Consider the following 17,833-nt stretch of genomic DNA (forward strand, 5'->3'; position numbering starts at 1 on the left):
GATGCCTGGCATCGCCCGCCACGGCGGCTCAGAGGTATTTCAACCAGCGGATGTCACGGCGACGCGCCTTGAGCCGGGCGAACCACTGCGTCGGCGGGAACAACAACACAGCCAACAGCACCGTGGCGGCCCACACCCAGGGCATCGAATCGAAACCGAAGTAGTGCCCCTGGTTCGCGCCCCAGATGGCGAGGGCACTGACGTAGAGCAGCTTCAGCACGTACAGGTGCAGTAGATAGAAGAACATCGGCGCACTGCCGAATACGGCCAGAACCCTTACCATGCGGCCGTCATTGCGCCGCTCGAAATACGCCAGCAGCAGCAGGCCAAGCCCCAGCGTCAATGCCAGGAACAGCAGCGACGGCGGGTACTTGGTGATGTTGAACAATGCCATCAGCATTTGCAGGCCGGTCTCCTCGATTGCCCAGGGCTTCTCGCCATAGCCATTGACCAGGCGCAGCACCACGAACAGTGTCAGCGCGCCGAAACCGGCAGTGCGTAAATGCTGCAGGCGTTGCTCAGGCGCGCTCGACCAGCGAAACCACGGGCCGATCACATAGCCCAGCGCGATCACGCCTATCCACGGCAATACCGGGTACGAGGTACGCAGACGCAGCGTGTCGGAGAACTCGATCCAGCCACGGTCATGCAGCACCGCCCACGGCACGTGCATCGCCGACTCCAGCGGAAAGTGCAAGCCATCGAGCAGGTTGTGCCCGGTCACCAGCACCAGGCCCAGCACGGCCAGTAGCGCGCGCGGCAGCCATAGCAGCAGAGACAGCGCCAACATGCTCAGGCCGATGGCCCAGATCACTTGCAGGTAGATCACCGTGGGCGGGAACTGGAACGTCCAGGCGAAGTTGACCAGGGTGAGCTCCAGTACCACGAGGAACAGCCCGCGCTTGAACAGAAAGGCACAGGTCGCCGCACGACTCATCTGCTTCTCGCCGTAGAGAAAGGCCGAAAGTCCGGTGAGCAAAATGAATACCGGCGCGCACAGGTGCGCCAGGGTGCGACTGAAGAACAACGCAGGTTCCGTAGCCGTTACGTCCATCGGGTCGCCCACCTGCTGATGCAGGTAGAAGGTTTCGCGAACGTGATCGAGCAACATGAAGAGGATGACCAAGCCGCGCAGGGCATCGATCGAGAGCAGGCGATTGGAGGACATGAAAGGCTTCGAATTATGGGCGTGAGAAACGTAATAATATAACCATTTATCGACGAAGCGGTGTGACCGATGCGCACATTCTCACGCGACCGGCACGGCATAACCCATCTGAACGAAGCGCGGCGGAGAAAGTCGGAAAAAGGCAGAACATTTGCTACGGAGGCTCTGCCCCATGCTGCTCAACCGCCCCCTTCTCGCTGCCCTGGTCATGGCTGTGCTGAACCCTCTTGCCAGTGCGCAGGAGCCTCTGCGCATCCAGAGCCTGCAACGCTGCGGCGATCTGCTCGCCACTGAGCGTCAGGACTGGTGCCTGCAGGTGAGTGGCCTTGGCGAGAAGCTGCCCAGGTTGCGGCTCGGCGACGATACCCTGCCCGCCTCGGCGGTGAAGCGCAGCGGTGACGGCCTACGCCTGCAGTTGAACAGCGACGAACATCGCAGCGCGGCGCTGTGGCTGGAGGACGGCTCACGCTCCAGCAACCCGGTCTGGCTGTCGCGGCATCGCAGCCATGTGCTCGCCGCCGGCCCGGATGAAGTGGCGAAGAACATGGACGGCCTGACCACCTACGTCGACCTGGTCAGCCTGCTGATCGAGGAAAGCCACGACGGCCTCGACGAGGCCAAACGCCTGGCGAAGAAATATGACGCCAAGGTAGTCGGCGCCATACCCCCCTTGAACGTCTACCAGCTGCGCCTGCCGGTGAAGAACCTGACCGAGCGCGATGCACTGGTGCTGCGCATTGGCAGCGAAACCAGCGTCGACGCCGTGGTGGTGGAAGAAAGCGCGCCGGAGCGCGGTGAAGAAAGCGAAGCCGCGCGCAAGCCGGCACGCAAACCGGAGAAGAACTCCGAGGAGTGGGCGGCGAATCGCTTCATGGATGCGGTCAACTATTACCAGCGGCGCATACCTGCAGGCGACTCGCCTATCGAAGCCGAGCCGATCCGCGTCGGCGTGATCGAGCGTAATGTCGATTTCGACGCGCCCGACTTCGCCGACTACCTGGGCGCCTGCCCAGATGGCAAACCGCGCACCTGCGTCTATGCGCGCGATGCCGACGAGCCGGACAACCATGGCAGCACCGTTGCCGGTATTCTCGCCGCTCACTGGGACAAGGGTGGCAACACCGGATTCCTGCGCGGGCTGGACAAGGCCAGCCAGGGCTTCGAGGTGATCGTCGAGCGCAACTCGGACGCCGGCATCACCGCCAATATCGCCGCGTCGGTCAATCTGGTGGAGGACGGCGTACGCGTACTCAACTGGAGTTGGGGCATTCACCGGGTCGGCACACGCAATGTCGAAGGCGACGAGATCGACTCGCTGGTGCGCTCCGGCATCGCCATGAGCGGTTACGAAGAACTGCTGGAGGAGTTCTTCCTGTGGTTGCGTGAGGAGCACCCGGACGTGCTGGTGATCAACTCGGCTGGTAACGGTTCGTCCTACTCCGGCCGGGACGAATACCGCCTGCCCTCCTCCTTCATCACCGAGCAATTGCTGGTGGTCGGCGGACATCAGCGCAACAAGGAGAAAGAGGTCGAAATCGACGACCCGACCTACGTGGTCAAACGCGACTCGTCGAATGTCGACATGCGCGTCGACATCACCGCAGCGGCCTGCGCGCGTGCCTCCACTCGCGAGATCGACGCCACCGGCGACGTGCATTGCGGCACCTCCTACGCCACACCGCTGGTGACCGGCGTAGTCGCCGCCATGCTGTCGATCAACCCGCGCCTGCAACCGGAACAAGTGCGCATGTTGCTGCGCCGCAGCGCCATGACCATTGGCGGTGATTACGACTTCGAACCGATGGACGCCGAAGACCTGACCGCGCCCATCCTGCCGTCGGAACGCAACTACAAGATGAGCGACAAGGACGTGGGCCGCTCGGCGCGGCTGGATATGCAGAAAGCGCTGGATCTGGCGGTGCAGAGCCGCGACCGGGTGCGCTGACAGGCAGTCAGGTTACTCGCCGGAGACCCGCTCGTAGAGTTCGACCGGTTCGACCTTGCCCTGGCAACCGCACTCGCTGTGGCCCAGCCCCAGGTGGCGGAAACCGGCCTTGAACAGCACCCGGCCAGACTGCGGATTGCGCGCCAGATGGCTGGCGTGCAAGCGGCGCAGGCGCAGCTGGCGGAAGGCGAAATCCACCAGCGCACTGCAGGCTTCACTGGCGTAACCACGGCTCCAGTACGGCACGCCGATCCAGTAACCCACCTCGGCTTCACCTCGCCTGATGTCCTTGAGCGCCATGCTGCCGACCAGCCTGCCGCTGTCGGACTCGGTGATGATGAAGTGGGCCGCCACGCCACTGGCCCAGTCCTGCGCACAGCGCTCGATCCACTGCTGCGCCAGCTCGGGTGGATAGGGATGAGGAATGCTGCCGGTGACATCGGCAATGCGAAAATCTCCGGCCAAACGCTGCACCTCGGCCGCGTCCTGAGGTTGCGGTGGGCGTAGCGTCAGGCGTTCGGTCTCGATGCGATGCTCATCCATCTGCGTCTCCTGTCAAATCCGTAGGGTGCGTCATACGCACCTGCGCCTCCCCCCAGGCTCACTCGCGGCAGTGCTGCTGGGCATGGTCGCTCAGACTGGCACAGGCCCGATGGGATAGAACTGCCCGCCACTCCACACGCCCAACCAGGGTTCTCCGTCGACCTCACGCTCCACCGCCAGTTCCACCAGCTGGTAGAACACGTTGCGATGAATCAATGCTTCGAGGTTACGCCGCACCAGAATGTACGGCGAGGGCTCGAGTGTCGCAGGATCGATCTCCACACGGATCGGATGCTCGGCACCCGCCACGACTTCGTCCTCGGCATTGGTGGTGAAACGCAGCACCTGCGCCTCGCCCTCCCCCTCGACCTGCAGAGTCACGGCAACGAAGGGAGCGTCCTCGACCTGGATACCGACCTTCTCCACCGGCGTGATCAGGAAGTAGTCGTCGCCATCGCGGCGGATGATGGTGGAAAACAGTCGCACCATGGGTTTGCGACCGATGGGCGTACCCAGGTAGTACCAGGTGCCATCGCGGGCGATACGCATGTCGATATCGCCACAGAAATCGGGGTTCCACAGGTGCACGGGGGGCAGGCCCTTGCCTTCGCCCTTGGGGATCTGCGCCAGCAGGTCGCCGGCCTTGCCTGGATCGCTCATGCTCTCTCCTCGTCCGTTGCCCGACATAACGGGTCAGACCGACGAGGATACCTTACCCTCGCTGGAGCATCAGCCGCGGCACCTAGTCAGTTCGCCACACCCAGCAGGCTACGCGCGTAGTCACGCAGTGGCGGGCCGATGATGTCCTGCGGCTGTACGTCGTAGAACGTCAGGAATCCGCCGCGACTGCGAATGCGTGCGGTGTCCACCAGATAGCGAGTGTTGGTTTCGATCAACATCAACTGGATCACCGCACGGTCGGTGCCGAGGCGATCCACGGCCTCCTGATCTTCCCACTCCTCCATGGTGCCGATGCGGTCGTCGCTATAGGCGAAGCGGGCGTATAACAGATAGTGCGCGCCTGCCGCACGCGCTTCGGTCATTGCCTCGTCCAGGCCGGCCGGCTGGCGCGCACGACGCACCAGCGGGAAGTATTCAACGAAGCCCTTGAAGGCTTCCTCGGCCACCACATTGGGCCGCGGATAGCCGTGCCCCGGCGGCACGAAGTGCCCTTGAGCGATATAGATGAAGGAGTCCTGCTGCAGGCGCCGCGAAGCCATGCGCTCAGTGCGGCCATGATCGAGAAACCCGGCATCGCGCAGGTGGTATTCGGCGCCACTGGCCATGTCGCTGACCTTCATGCAGCCAGCCAGCCCCAGCAGCGCCACCAATAGAAGCAGGTTACGCATGAATGAATCCTCCTCGTACCGGTGACGGAAAACCGGCGGATAAGGAGGGAATGCAGGTTCTGCGCCAGCCTCCCGATCAAGGCGGACTCGCTCGCGGATATCCCGCCCGGCGCGCCGTTCGAATTAACAGAACAAAACAGCGAAGAGCTGGCGATTGTTCACCACTCGCCGGCGAAACTAGGATGGAACCCTCCCCCCAATCACCTTCGGATGACCGCCCCTCATGCGCAGAAGTGTCTCACATCACCTGATGAAGTTTGCCGTTCAAGCGCTGGGGGCACTGCCTGCCTCGATTCAGCAACGGATAGGCGCGGGTCGCCTGGATCTTCCCGGCCACAGGCTTTGTCCGGAGGTGTCGATGTTCCTGCGCCTGATGGGCGACATAGAAGCCGCCAGCCCACAGAACCGTCCCATTGCCCAAGTACGAGCGCAGACCGATCTCGACGCCTGGACGTTCGGCGGCCCGGAGATTGCGCTACACAGTGTCAGTGACCTGCGCATACCGAGCAGGGCTGAGGAAATCCCGGCGCGGTATTACCTGGGAACCCCAACATCCAGTGGAATCCTGATCTACTTCCATGGCGGAGCCTGGGTTTCAGGCGGCCTGGACAGCTGCGACTCCATCTGCCGATTCATCGCCAGACACGCCGACATTCGCGTGCTCTCGGTCGACTATCGGCTCGCCCCCGAACATGCCTACCCGGCGGCACTGGACGATGCGCTGGCTGCCTATCGATTCGCGCTGTCGCTGCCAGGCAGCGAAGCCTGCTTCGTCGCGATCGGCGGCGACAGTGCCGGCGGCAATATCGCCGCTTCCCTCTGCCAGCGACTGACGACCTCGAACCTGCCGATGCCGCACTTTCAGCTGCTGTTCTATCCGGTCATGGACGTACTGAACAAATCCGAGTCGTACCGCCTTTTCAGCAGCGGCTACGTGCTCAGTGAAGCGCAGATGGACTGGGCCAAAGCGCTCTATGCGCCGCAGGGCAATTACGCCGATCCCGCTCTTTCGCCGCTGCTCGCCACCTCGCTGCAAGGCCTGCCACCCGCCTATGTCGCGACCGCAGAGTTCGATGTGCTACGCGACGAAGGCGAACGCTATGCCACACGACTCAAGGCCTGCGCTCCAGCCACACAACGGCGTCGAGCGCCTGGGTTGATCCACGGTTTCGCCAACATGATGGGCGTGAGCCGCAGCGCGCGCGAGGAGATGCACCTGGCAGTGGCAGCGCTCACAACCGCCCGGGCGAATGGCCGCACGCTCGAAGACACCAGCGCCTGACTGCATTGGGCGTGACACGACACAAACCCTGACAGCCGCCCACGAAAAACGCCGCGATCCTCGAAGAGAGTCGCGGCGTTTCTTTTAGCTACACGAGTACAGCCTCACGGCACACTCTTGATCTTGAACACCAGCAAACCGCCGAGTATCCCGACCAACCCCGAGAAGGCGTACAAGGCGTGATAGCCGCCCAGCTGGGTGATCAGCAGCGCACAGATAATCGGCGCCAAGATCTGCGGCCCGACGATGGCGATGTTGATCACACCCAGATCCTTGGCATGGTCGGACGAGCTGGGCAGCACCTGGCTGATCAGCGCCTGATCCACCGCGACATAGGCGCCATAGCCCAGCCCCAGCACGGCCGAAGACAGCATCGCCAGCGGCCAGCTCTGCCAGAACGCCAGGAGCAGCGACGCGCAACCCATCACCAGCCCAGCGAGTACCACGATGATCCGCCGACGCCCGGTGCGGTCGGAAATGATCGCGCTGACGAAGGCCGACAACACCACCGCCGTCGTGTAGATCAGTACCAGAATCAGCAAGCCGTCCTCGGCGCGCTCACCGGGGAACAGCTTCTCGTACTGCAGCCCGTCGCGCAGGAAGTAGAGAAAGAACATGGTGCCGGTCGCACTGCTCAACCCCACCAGAAAACGCGTCGACCAGGCCCAGGCGAAATCGGGGTGCTTCTTCGGGCTGATCCAGAAGCTTTTCAGCAATCCGGAAAAGCTGAAGGGTGGCAGCGATGCCTTGGTAATCGACTGGTCGCGAGTCGCCAGGATGAAAGGCGTGGAAAACAGTACGAAGCCCACCGCCACCAGCAGGTAACCGCTGGCGATGCCCGAGGTGAATACGGTCGTCAGCATCGCGCCGATCACCACGGCCATGGACAGCGTCACGCCGTTCCAGGCACTGACGGTCGCGCGCTGCTGCAGCGGCACACGATCCGGCACGGCAGCGGTCACCGAGCACAGCACCGCGCTCGTACCCAGTTGCACCACGCCCCACCACAACAGGACGCCAGGAAGACTGGTCTGCTGACCGAGCATCACCAGCGCCAGCGCGCCCAGCACGATGCCGGCCAGGTTCCAGGGGTGGCGCCGTCCCAGCCGGAGCGTCGTCCGGTCAGACATGGCGCCGATCAGCGGCTGCGCCAGCAGCGCCACCGCCGAGCCCAACCCCATCACCATGCCCAGCGCGGCCTCCTTGCCCAGTGGAGCGATCAACTCCATCTGCTGGGCGAGCAGCACCTGAATGGGGGCGAATACGGACAGCCATACCCCCAGCAAGGACAGCGCCATGGTGCCGATGAAAATACCGTTGACCCGGGTTTGCGGCAGCGTATGCGCCGCGCCGGTATCCAGCTCCGACTGCCTGATGTTCATGCTCGACTCCACCTGTTGTGTTTGTTTTCTGGAATGCAGCGGCAGCCCTGGGCCTAGAGGCTCTGGCTGGCGATCAACTGACGCAGGAAGCGCTCGCACTCGGCCAGTTGCTCGAGCGCGACGTACTCGTCGGCCTTGTGGGCCTGGGCGATATGGCCGGGGCCGCAGACGATGGTCGGCACCCCGACCTCCTGGAACAATCCGGCCTCGGTGGCGTAGGAAACCTGGCGCGTGGCGCTGTCCTGACGCAGCCCGGCGATCAGGGCGCAGAGCGCGGCCTTCTCGCCGCTGTCCAGCGCCGGGGCACGGGAAATGGTCTCGAACGAGATCCCCGCTCCCTCGATGCGAGCCTGCATCTCGGGTTGCAGCACCTGCTTCGCGTACTGCTCGATGCGCTCGAAAATGGCGTCCGGGTTGATACCTGGCAGGTTGCGAAACTCGAACTGGAATTCGCAGTGCTCGGGAATGGTATTGATGGCGATGCCGCCCTGGATGGTGCCGGTCTGCGCCGTGCTGTAGGGCACATCGAAGCCATTGTCGAAGGGGCCCTCGGCCGCCGACTGACGCGCCAGATCGCTGATGAAGGTGATCAGCCGGGCCGCGTACTCGATGGCATTGATGCCCTGCGGTTGCAGGGACGAATGCGCCGCATGGCCACGCACGCAACAGCGATAGGCGTTGATGCCCTTATGCGCCACGACGATGCCCATGCCGGTCGGCTCGCCCACCACGCAACCCTTGGGTGCCACCCCCCTCGCCACCAGATCACGCACCATCGACGGCGCACCGGCACAGCCGATTTCTTCATCGTAGGACAGCGCGAAATGCAGCGGCGCCGACAGCTTCGACGCCAGCATCACCGGCAACATTTCCAGCGCCACACCGATGAAGCCCTTCATGTCGCAGGCGCCACGGCCATACAACTTGCCGTCACGTACGGCAGGCACGAAGGGATCGGACGTCCAGTTCTGCCCCTTCACCGGCACGACATCGGTATGGCCGGAAAGCACTAGTCCGCCGGTCACGCTGCCGTCATGCGCCGGCACCGTGGAAAACAGGTTGGCCTTGCGTCTGTCCTCGTCATAGGTCAGCACACTGTCGATGCCATGGGCCGAGAAATAGCCACGCACCTCCTCGATCAGGTGCAGATTCGACAAGGCACTGGTGGTGTCCAGGCGGATCAGTCGCTCGACCCAGGGGTATGCAGTGAGAAAGGTTTCGGATGGCATTTCAAGGCCCTTCAGGCAGATGGAGTCGGCCGCACCGTCAACACGCGCAGGGCGTGACGGCAAGCGGACTACGGCGGTTTTCTTGTAAGGCGGATGGACGTGGCAGCCGACGGCTCGTCGGCGCCGGGTGCAGGGCGCGCTGCTCTGCTGAACGAACGGCCTCGGCACGGAACGCCACGGACGCGTTCGGGCCAGCCCGTTGAAGTTCTTCTCTGGCGCGATGAGAAACGCTCGGTCGCATGCTGAGCAGCCCAAAAGAGTGAGCGGAATTTGTGTTGTCCGCTGGAGTGGGGCTGATGCTAGGATCGAGAAAGAGTGACTTCAATCAACAGAATTTCACTTTTTGTTCTCTTAATTCGAACACCGCAGAGGTGATCCGATGTCCAGTTCGCTGAATCTTTCCCGCATCGCGTACTTCTACGAAGCGGCTCGCCTGGGCAGCATCCGTGCAGCCGCCGACCTGCTCAACGTAGCGCCATCAGCCGTCACCCGGCAGGTTCAGTTACTCGAGGCCGAGCTGGGCACGGCGCTGCTGGAACGCCGCGGTCGCGGCGTCGCCGTGACGGACGCCGGGCTGCAGGTGCTGGAGTTCCACCGTGAACAGGAGGCCCACGTCGCGGACTTGCAGGCTCGGCTGCAATCGCTGCGCGAAATGCGCTCGGGCCGCGTCAGCGTGGTGCTGGGTGAAGGCTTCATCAACGACATCCTGGCCGGCCCACTCGGCCGATTCTGCCGTGAGCACCCGGGGATCAAGCTGAGCCTGGACTCGGCAGGCACCAACGAGGTGATCCGCAAGGTGCTCGAAGACGAGGCGGAAATCGGCCTGGTCTATAACCCGCCCAGCCACCCCAAGCTGGTTTCACGCTCCGTGCGCAAGCAACCGATGAAGGTCATCTTCGGCGCGGACTCTCCGCTGCGCGGCTCGGAAACGCCGCTCAAGGCCAGGGATCTGCTGAACTACCCGCTGGCCGTCACCTACCCCACCCATGGCGTGCGCCAGTTGCTGGATGTACTGGAATTCGCCGAGAAGGTGCGCTTCGATCCGGTGATGACCACCAACTCCATCGCCACCCTGAAACAGTTCGCCAAATCGGGATTGGGCATCGCCTTTCTTCCCGCGTTCGCCATCGATAGCGAGTTGAAATCCAGCGAGATTTTCTGCCGCGATATCGATCATCCGCTGTTCCTGGAAGCCGAGGCTCACCTGATAACGCGTGCCGGCCGACGTCTGTCCATGGCCTCCAGCCGGATGCTTCAGGTACTTACGAGCCAGATGCAAGCCTTCCGATAAGCCACCACCCGGTGTATTGACAGGTATTGCTTCGCCTGTATTCTGATGTCAGTTGTAGTCAAATTACAGGACAAGAACAATGAACTATGATTTGGTCATCAGAAACGGCATCGTCTTCGATGGCGTCAATGAAAATGGCGTCAAGGCTGACGTCGCGATCAAGGCAGGAAAGATTGCAGCTGTTGGAAGCAACATTACTGATGACAAAAATTGTCAGAATGTAATCGATGCCAAGGGCTGCTGGGTGATGCCAGGCTTCCTGGAAATGCACTCGCACTACGATGCCGAAATCCTCACGTCCGCGGCCTTGAAGGAGTCGATCCGTCATGGCGTCACCACGGTGGCCACCGGCCTCTGCTCGCTGAGCATGGTGGCGGCCAGCGCTGAGGACTGCGCGGATCTGTTCAGTCGAGTCGAGTCCATTCCTCACGATCACGTGCTCTCGCTGCTCAAGGAGAAGAAGCAGTGGAGCACTCCGTCGGAGTACCGCAGCTTCCTCGAAGGCTTGCCGCTGGGCCCTAACGTGGCCTGCTACATCGGTCACTCGGACATTCGCTCCGCCGCCATGGGGCTGCTGGATGCAACGACCGAGCGCACGCCCAGCGAAGCCGAGATGCGCCACATGGAAACCTTGCTCAACGATGCGCTCGACAATGGCTTCCTCGGCTTGTCGGTGATGAAGACCAAGATCGACCGCGTTGCTGGCGAACGTGCCTGGTCGCGCCCACTGCCCTCCACCTTCGCCAGCTGGAAGGAGTTCAAGCGCCTGTTCGCTACGCTGCGCAAGCGCGGCGCGATTCTCCAGGGCGCCCCGGATGTGGCCGAACCCAGCAGCGCGGTACGACTGATGTTCGCCACTGCCGGCTGGTTCCGCCCGAAGCTGAAAACCACGCTGCTGACCGCACTGGATCTGAAGGTCGCGCCGCTGCTGCACATGCAGGCGCGGCTCAGCGGCTGGATTTCCAACTGGCTGCTGCAGGGCAATCTCAAGTGGCAGTTCCTGCCCGCCCCGCTGCGCGTGTACAGCGCCGGCCTCAACTTCAACAACTTTGATGAATTCTCCGGCGGCCTGATTCTGCGTAACTTCCAGAACGAGGCCGATCAGTACGCGGAAGCCGCCAAACCCGAGTTTCGCCAGGTGTTCAAGCGCGACATTCAGAGCGGTTCGAAGATCGGCCTGTGGCATCGCGACTTCTCCGACGCCTACATCGTCGCTTGCCCGGATCAATCGCTGATCGGCAAGAACTTCGCCGAGGTTGCCACCCGGCGCGGGCAAGATCCTGTGGACTGCTTCCTCGACCTCGCCGTGACCTACAAGACCGACCTGGTCTGGACCGTACTGATGGGCAACAACCGCGAGGACGTGATGCGCACCCTGATCAGGAGCCCGAACGTGCACGTCGGCTTCGCCGATTCAGGCGCACATATTCGCGGTCTGGCCTTCTACAACTTCCCACTGCGCCTGCTCAAGTACGTGCACGACGCCGAGCGCACCGGCAAATCGTTCATGAGCACCGGCGCAGCAGTGGCCCGCGTCACCTCGGAACTGGCCAACTGGTACGGCCTGGATGCGGGACACCTGTACGTAGGGTCGCGTGCGGACATCGCCATCATCGACCCGAGCGGCCTGGACGAAAGCCTCGACCAGGTGACGGAAGCCTGCATCGAGAACACCTCGCTGATGCGCCTGGTCAACCGCAACGACCGTGCCGTGCTGGCCACCCTGGTCAACGGCAGCGTCGCCTACAGCCGTGACGAGGGCTACGCCGAGGATCTGGGCCACTCCCAATCCTATGGGCGCTTCCTGCCCGCCCACAGAACCTGCGCTTGAGCGAACACGGAGCCACATAGATGGAAACCAAACTGATCGGCCAGTTCATTGGCGGCGAACACCATGTGGTGGAAGGTGGCGACAGCTTCACCACCCTCAACCCAGCCAACGGCCAGGTGCTCGCACACGTCCAGCAGGCAAGCAAGGCGCAGATCGACAAGGCCGTACGCCAGGCCGCGCAGGCCCAACGCACCTGGGCGGCGCTGAACCCGACTGCACGCACCGGCATCCTGCTGGATGCCGCGAACCTCATCGCCCGGCACAACGAGGAACTCGCCCACCTGGAAACGGCCGACACCGGCAAACCGATACACGACACCGCACGCGTCGACATCGCTGGCGGCGTGGCGGTGATGCGCTACTTCGCCGGGCTGGCGGCAGCGCTGGAGGGGCGCCAATCCCCGGTGAACGGCAGCGCGTTCACCTACACCCGCCGCGAACCACTGGGAGTCGTCGCCGGCATCGGTGCCTGGAACTACCCGGTGCAGATCGCGATGTGGAAACTGGCGCCTGCTCTGGCAGCCGGCAACGCCATGCTGTTCAAGCCCAGCGAAGTGACGCCGCTGAGCACCCATCGGCTGGCCGAACTGCTGGTGGAAGCCGGCGTTCCCGCAGGCCTGTTCAATGTGCTGCAGGGCAACCATGAGGTCGGCCGCGCGCTAATCGAGCATCCGGGAATCGCCAAGGTGTCCTTCACCGGCAGCGTCCCGACAGGCATGAAGGTCATGAGTGCGGCCGCTGGCACACTTAAGAAGACGACCATGGAGCTGGGCGGCAAATCACCGCTGATCATCATGCCCGATGCCGACCTTGAGCGTGCCGCGGACATCGCCACCATGGCCAACTTCTTCAGCAGCGGCCAGGTGTGCACCAGCGGCACCCGCGTCTTCGTCCACCGCAGCGTCAAGGCCAGGTTCGAGGAGTTGCTGCTGGCGCGCGTCAGAGCAATCGCCATCGGTGATCCGGCAGACCCGGCCACCCGTTTCGGCCCGCTGGTCAGCCTGGAACACAGGGAAAAGGTGATGGGATACATCCGCAGCGGGATCGAAGAAGAGGCACGCCTGCTAACCGGTGGCGGCGCACCGAGCGCTACAACCCTGGCCTCGGGCAGCTACCTGCTGCCGACGGTATTCACCGACTGCACCGACACGATGCGCATCGTCCGTGAGGAAATCTTCGGGCCGGTGATGAGCATTCTGAGCTTCGACAGCGAAAGTGAAGTGCTACGTCGTGCCAACGATTCGGAGCTGGGCCTGGCTGGCGGCGTGGTCACCCAGGATCTGGCGACCGCGCACCGAATCGTGCATGCGTTGGAGGCAGGGATCTGCTGGATCAACACCTGGGGCCAGGTACCGGCGCACATGCCGGTAGCCGGTCAGAAACTCTCAGGCCTGGGCCAGGAAAACGGCATCGATGCGCTGTACGAACACACCAAGGTCAAATCCGTGTTCGTCGAACTGGGGGCTTACAGCTCGGTGTTCCCGCCGAACTGAGTCGATGCGGGTGCGCCCTCAGTTGGCGCACCCCTCGATGATCGCCCTGGCGCTCTCGGCCAGTTGCTCGATGGGGTCGCGGTAATTGCTCAGGTGCCAGAACACCGCCATCTGGTTGATCGCGCCGAGCAACCCCATGCACACGTAAAGCTCCGATGCGACCGGTTTGAGACCGCCATACAGACGCCCCATACCGCTCAGGAAGATGTTGCAGAAGCGCAGGTTGTTCTGCTGATACAGGTTATCGACCCGCTCACTCACGCCCAGTACCTCGACCAGCACGATGCGCGCGACGTAAGGGTCGCGCATGCATTCGAAGAAGCTCGTGAGAACAGCTCGCTGCTCATCCGCAGTGCCGGCGCTGATCCCCTGCACCTGCGCGCTGATACGCTGCTCGATCTCGCCCATGACCAGGGCGTAGACCTCGCAGAGCAGATCTTCAGTACCGCTGAACGACTCGTAGAAGTAACGATCGGTGAGCTTGGCATGGGCACACAGATCGCGAACGGTGGTCGCCCGATAGCCGGCCGAACCGAATAGATGAATCCCCGCCTGAAGGAACGCCTCCCGGCGCACTTTCACCCGCTGCTCCTGGCTCACACCGCGATAGGATCGCTCCCCTGCTCCGCTTCCCTTGCTCATTCAACACCCCAAATATGGTTTCACTTGTAGTCAGATAGATTCGACGAAGCAAGTAGGCATCAGCGAACCTGCAATGACTCTAATTATCGCAACAAAGCCCCTGATAAAACAGAATGAAACACGCCAAAACAAATTGACATGACCTGCCTTCAGATTAATCTTGATGTCACGTGTCGTCAGATTAACACAGCCGTGATGAGGCCCGCCTTGCACCCGCGATGACACGCTTTCACAAAAACAACAACACCTGTGGAGCAGTATCATGACCACCTACTCCTTGGCTCGGCGGCATCAGACGAAGCATGGCTTCGCACTGCTCGGGCTGGCATCCGCACTTTCCTTCAGCACCGCCGTCAATGCCATCGAATTCAGTTTCGCTGACGGAGAAGTCTCTGGCACCCTCGACACCACCGTGTCGTACGGACAGTTCTGGCGAGTCCAGGGTCAGGCCAAGGATAACGACGCGATCAATGGCAACGACGGCAACCGTAACTTCGACACCGGGCTGGCCTCGGAAGTCTTCAAGGTCACCTCCGAACTCGAAGCCCGCTACCAGAACTACGGCGTTTTCGTGCGCGGTACGGCGTTCTATGACACGCAGATCATGGACAAGCGTACCGACTTCAACAAGAACAACCCCAACAACGAGCCCAGTCAGAACTACCCGGACAACGACAGTTTCACCCGCGATACGCGCCACGCAGCCGGGCGCTCCGGCGACATTCTCGATGCCTACGTTTACGGCACCTGGGACGTGTTTGAGCGCCCCCTGTCGGCGCGCTTCGGCAAGCAGGTATTCAACTGGGGCGAGGGTCTGTTCTACCGTGGCGTCGGCGTCGCCAACCCGCTCAACGCGACGAAATACCGACTGCCCGGCGCACAGATCAAGGAAGTCATCACGCCGGTGGAGGCGCTCAGCTTCAACGTCGGCCTGACCGAAAGCCTCAACCTCGAGGCCTATTACCAGTTCAAGTGGAAAGAGACCGCGATGGATCCGGTGGGCTCGTACTACTCCACCACCGACATCTTCGGTGCTGGCGGTGAAGCGGCCTATGCCACCATCCCCGATCTGATCCCGGCACTGGCCGCCTATGACTTCGCCAGCGCCCTGCCCGGCGGTATCGGCAGCGGCCCCCACAACGCAACGCGCTACATCGACCCCACCACCGGCACCTTCAAGGTCGGCAACGTCGGTTCCGATGCCGAGGCGCGTGACAGTGGCCAGTTCGGCATCAGCCTGCATTACATCGCCGAATCGCTGAACTACACCGACTTCGGTTTCTACTACGTCAATTACCACACCAAGGAACCGGTGCAGCAGGTCGACTTCGACGGCTACCGCGGTGTCGACATGAACACCCTGGCTTCGATTCTCGGCGCCCAAACCGCGCAAGCACTGGCTACCGTCGACATGTCGCTGAATTCCAACGTACGCCGCAAGTACGTCGAGGACGTGCGCGTAATGGGGGTCAGCTTCAGCACCACCGTCGGTAATGCCTCGGTATTCGGCGAGCTGGCCTACAAACCCAACATGCCGATTGCCGTGAGTGCGACCAACGACATCCTCGGCGACCTGCTCACCCAAGGCCTGGCTGGCACCTCGTCGATCTACGACGGCAACGTCGCAGACAGCGCAGCCTGCGGCCAGGTGGCAAACCAGCGCCTGTGTCGTGGCGGGCGCGTCGCCAACTACGAGCGCGTCGAAGCCTTCAACGCCTCGCTTGGCACCATCTACAACTTCGGCCCTTCGCTGGGCTTCGACTCGCTGATCGGCGTCGCGGAAGTCGCCACCGAGCAACTGCACGGCAGCAGCCTGACCTACACCGGCTACGCCCCGACGGCGGAGAAACGCAAGTTCGTCGGCTCGCCTGACCTGGCCTCGAACCCGATCGACCGCGAGTCCTATGGCTACACGGTGAGCATGAGTGGCACCTGGAGCGACGTGTACGCCGGGGTGAACCTCTCGCCTTTCATCGTTCACAGCTACGACTTCAAGGGCAACTCGCACCTGACCGGCAGCTTCATGGAAGGTCGCAAGGCCTACACCGTCGGCGTGCGCGCCAACTACATGGGGCGCTTCGAGGCCAGCCTGCAATACACCGCGTTCACCGGCGCCGGCACCAGCAACCTGATCCGCGACCGGGACAACGTCAGTTTCGACATGCAGTACTCGTTCTAACGACAGCCAAGCATTCCCATTACGAGACCCATCATGCGCACCTCACTACTCTCCAGCAAACGCTGCCTGCTGGCATTGGCAACGGCAGCTTCTCTCAGTCTTGGCATCGCGCACGCAGCCATCAGCGCCCAGGAGGCTGAACGCCTCGATGGCGAACTCACCCCGCTGGGCGGCGAAAGGGCCGGCAACGCGGACGGCAGTATCCCGGCCTGGGATGGCGGCCTGACCGTCGCCCCCGCCGGCTTCACGCCCGGCAAACACTATGTCGATCCATTCCCCGACGACAAACCACTGTTCACCATCACCGCGCAGAACTTCGAGCAATACCGGGACAAGCTCTCGGACGGCCAGATCGCCATGCTCAAGACCTATCCACAGACCTTGTCTTACCCGGTCTATCAGACCCGTCGCACCGCAGCAGCGCCAGATTGGGTCTACGCCAACACCCGCAAGAACGCTACCAGCGCCACCCTGGTAGGCGGTGGCAACGGTTTCACCAATGCCTATGGCGGCATCCCCTTCCCCATCCCGCAGAGCGGCGTGGAAGCGGTGTGGAACCATATCGCGCGCTATCGTGGCACTTATCTGGTGCGCAACCTCTCCGAGGCCACGGTTCAGGCAAACGGCGCCTACAACCTCAGCACCTTCGACCAGCGTGTGTTGTTCAACTACTACATCAAGGATGGCGACCCGGCGAAGCTCGACAACATCCTGTTCTACTACCTGGCGTCCGCCCGCAGCCCTGCCCGCATCGCCGGCCAGGCGGCGCTGGTCTACGAGACGCTGGATCAGGTCAAGGAACCGCGCATGGCCTGGGGCTACGTACCGGGCGTGCGCCGGGTTCGCCGCGCCCCGACCCTGGCCTATGACACGCCGGAAGAAAACTCCGACAACCTGATGACGCTGGACGACCGGGACATGTTCAACGGCTCGCCGGATCGCTACGAATGGAAGCTGGTCGGCAAAAAGGAGATGTACATCCCCTACAACAACTACCGTATCCTCAGCCCGTCGATCAAATACAAGGAGCTGATCCAGCCCGGCCATCTCGCCCCCGAGCAGACCCGCTTCGAACTGCACCGCGTGTGGGTCGTAGAAGGCACCCTGAAAGGTTCGGCGCGCCACATCTACTCCAAACGCACCTTGTACTTCGATGAGGACAGCTGGCAGGTGGCGATGACCGACCGTTACGACAGCCGTGGCGAACTCTGGCGTGTCGGCATGGGCTACCTCACCAACTTCTACGACCTGCCCACCATCTGGTCGTCGATCGACGTGTTCTACGACCTGCAATCGCGTCGCTACGTGGTGCACAAGCTGGAAAACGAAGAGAGCAGCACGCTCGACTTCACCCAGCCGATCCCCTCACGCGACATCTTCAAACCCGCCAACCTGCAGCGCATGGGCAACCGCTGATTCGAGGCAGGCACGAAATGCAACAGTGCCGCGTCGCTATGCAAGCCTGACGCGGCACCGTTGTTTTGGGAGGGGCTTGAAAC

At 62.5% G+C, this 17,833-nt stretch carries 14 protein-coding genes; 7 read left to right on the plus strand and 7 right to left on the minus strand.

The features are described 5' to 3' along the window. Positions 1 to 28: 28 nt before the first annotated feature. Positions 29 to 1,168 (minus strand): DUF1624 domain-containing protein, encoded by a 1,140-nt coding sequence (locus tag HS968_RS16750; RefSeq protein ID WP_182367309.1) that lies wholly within the window; start codon positions 1,166 to 1,168, stop codon positions 29 to 31. Positions 1,169 to 1,340: 172 nt separating this feature from the next. Between HS968_RS16750 and HS968_RS16755 the strand changes: the two genes are divergently transcribed. Further along, a complete protein-coding gene (locus HS968_RS16755; protein WP_182367312.1) occupies positions 1,341 to 3,113 on the plus strand; it encodes a S8/S53 family peptidase in 1,773 nt (590 codons plus the stop codon). Between the two features lie 12 nt (positions 3,114 to 3,125). Here HS968_RS16755 and HS968_RS16760 read toward each other — a convergent pair whose 3' ends face one another. The 3 genes from HS968_RS16760 to HS968_RS16770 form a co-directional block, all read right to left on the minus strand. Beyond that, positions 3,126 to 3,656 carry a GNAT family N-acetyltransferase gene (locus HS968_RS16760; RefSeq protein ID WP_182367315.1) on the minus strand — a complete coding sequence of 177 codons (531 nt, stop codon included), beginning with the start codon at positions 3,654 to 3,656 and terminating at the stop codon, positions 3,126 to 3,128. Between the two features lie 90 nt (positions 3,657 to 3,746). Next, positions 3,747 to 4,316 (minus strand): DUF1285 domain-containing protein, encoded by a 570-nt coding sequence (locus tag HS968_RS16765; protein ID WP_182367317.1) that lies wholly within the window; start codon positions 4,314 to 4,316, stop codon positions 3,747 to 3,749. An 86-nt stretch (positions 4,317 to 4,402) separates the two neighbouring features. Next, positions 4,403 to 5,005, minus strand: a complete 603-nt coding sequence (locus tag HS968_RS16770; RefSeq protein ID WP_106736312.1) for a DUF4823 domain-containing protein — start codon at positions 5,003 to 5,005, stop codon at positions 4,403 to 4,405. A 358-nt stretch (positions 5,006 to 5,363) separates the two neighbouring features. Between HS968_RS16770 and HS968_RS16775 the strand changes: the two genes are divergently transcribed. Further along, complete coding sequence (locus HS968_RS16775; protein WP_182367321.1) at positions 5,364 to 6,287, plus strand: alpha/beta hydrolase; 924 nt, start codon at positions 5,364 to 5,366, stop codon at positions 6,285 to 6,287. Between the two features lie 104 nt (positions 6,288 to 6,391). On the opposite strand, the gene HS968_RS16780 is transcribed toward HS968_RS16775, so the two are convergent. Together HS968_RS16780 and argE are read right to left on the minus strand one after the other, a co-directional pair. After that, positions 6,392 to 7,669, minus strand: coding sequence for an MFS transporter (locus HS968_RS16780; RefSeq protein WP_119692790.1), 1,278 nt, complete (start codon positions 7,667 to 7,669; stop codon positions 6,392 to 6,394). Positions 7,670 to 7,722: 53 nt separating this feature from the next. Continuing rightward, complete coding sequence (gene argE, locus HS968_RS16785; RefSeq protein WP_182367324.1) at positions 7,723 to 8,898, minus strand: acetylornithine deacetylase; 1,176 nt, start codon at positions 8,896 to 8,898, stop codon at positions 7,723 to 7,725. A gap of 379 nt (positions 8,899 to 9,277) precedes the next feature. Here argE and HS968_RS16790 point away from each other — a divergent pair, with 379 nt between their 5' ends. From HS968_RS16790 to betB, 3 genes are all read left to right on the plus strand, one after another. Then, positions 9,278 to 10,189, plus strand: a complete 912-nt coding sequence (locus HS968_RS16790) for a LysR family transcriptional regulator (protein WP_182367328.1) — start codon at positions 9,278 to 9,280, stop codon at positions 10,187 to 10,189. 79 nt (positions 10,190 to 10,268) lie between these two features. Then, a complete protein-coding gene (locus tag HS968_RS16795) occupies positions 10,269 to 12,020 on the plus strand; it encodes an N-acyl-D-amino-acid deacylase family protein (protein ID WP_182367331.1) in 1,752 nt (583 codons plus the stop codon). A gap of 20 nt (positions 12,021 to 12,040) precedes the next feature. Then, positions 12,041 to 13,513, plus strand: a complete 1,473-nt coding sequence (betB, locus tag HS968_RS16800; protein ID WP_182367334.1) for a betaine-aldehyde dehydrogenase — start codon at positions 12,041 to 12,043, stop codon at positions 13,511 to 13,513. An 18-nt stretch (positions 13,514 to 13,531) separates the two neighbouring features. On the opposite strand, the gene HS968_RS16805 is transcribed toward betB, so the two are convergent. Then, on the minus strand, positions 13,532 to 14,155 hold the full coding sequence (locus HS968_RS16805) for a TetR/AcrR family transcriptional regulator (protein ID WP_106736319.1): 624 nt from the start codon (positions 14,153 to 14,155) through the stop codon (positions 13,532 to 13,534). A 262-nt stretch (positions 14,156 to 14,417) separates the two neighbouring features. Here HS968_RS16805 and HS968_RS16810 point away from each other — a divergent pair, with 262 nt between their 5' ends. Together HS968_RS16810 and HS968_RS16815 are read left to right on the plus strand one after the other, a co-directional pair. Next, the gene (locus HS968_RS16810; RefSeq protein WP_182367337.1) at positions 14,418 to 16,334 is read left to right on the plus strand and encodes a DUF1302 domain-containing protein; all 1,917 of its coding nucleotides are present in this window, start codon (positions 14,418 to 14,420) and stop codon (positions 16,332 to 16,334) included. 33 nt (positions 16,335 to 16,367) lie between these two features. Next, complete coding sequence (locus HS968_RS16815; RefSeq protein ID WP_182367340.1) at positions 16,368 to 17,750, plus strand: DUF1329 domain-containing protein; 1,383 nt, start codon at positions 16,368 to 16,370, stop codon at positions 17,748 to 17,750. Positions 17,751 to 17,833 lie beyond the last annotated feature (83 nt).

Source organism: Pseudomonas berkeleyensis, assembly GCF_014109765.1.
Lineage (GTDB): Bacteria > Pseudomonadota > Gammaproteobacteria > Pseudomonadales > Pseudomonadaceae > Aquipseudomonas > Aquipseudomonas berkeleyensis.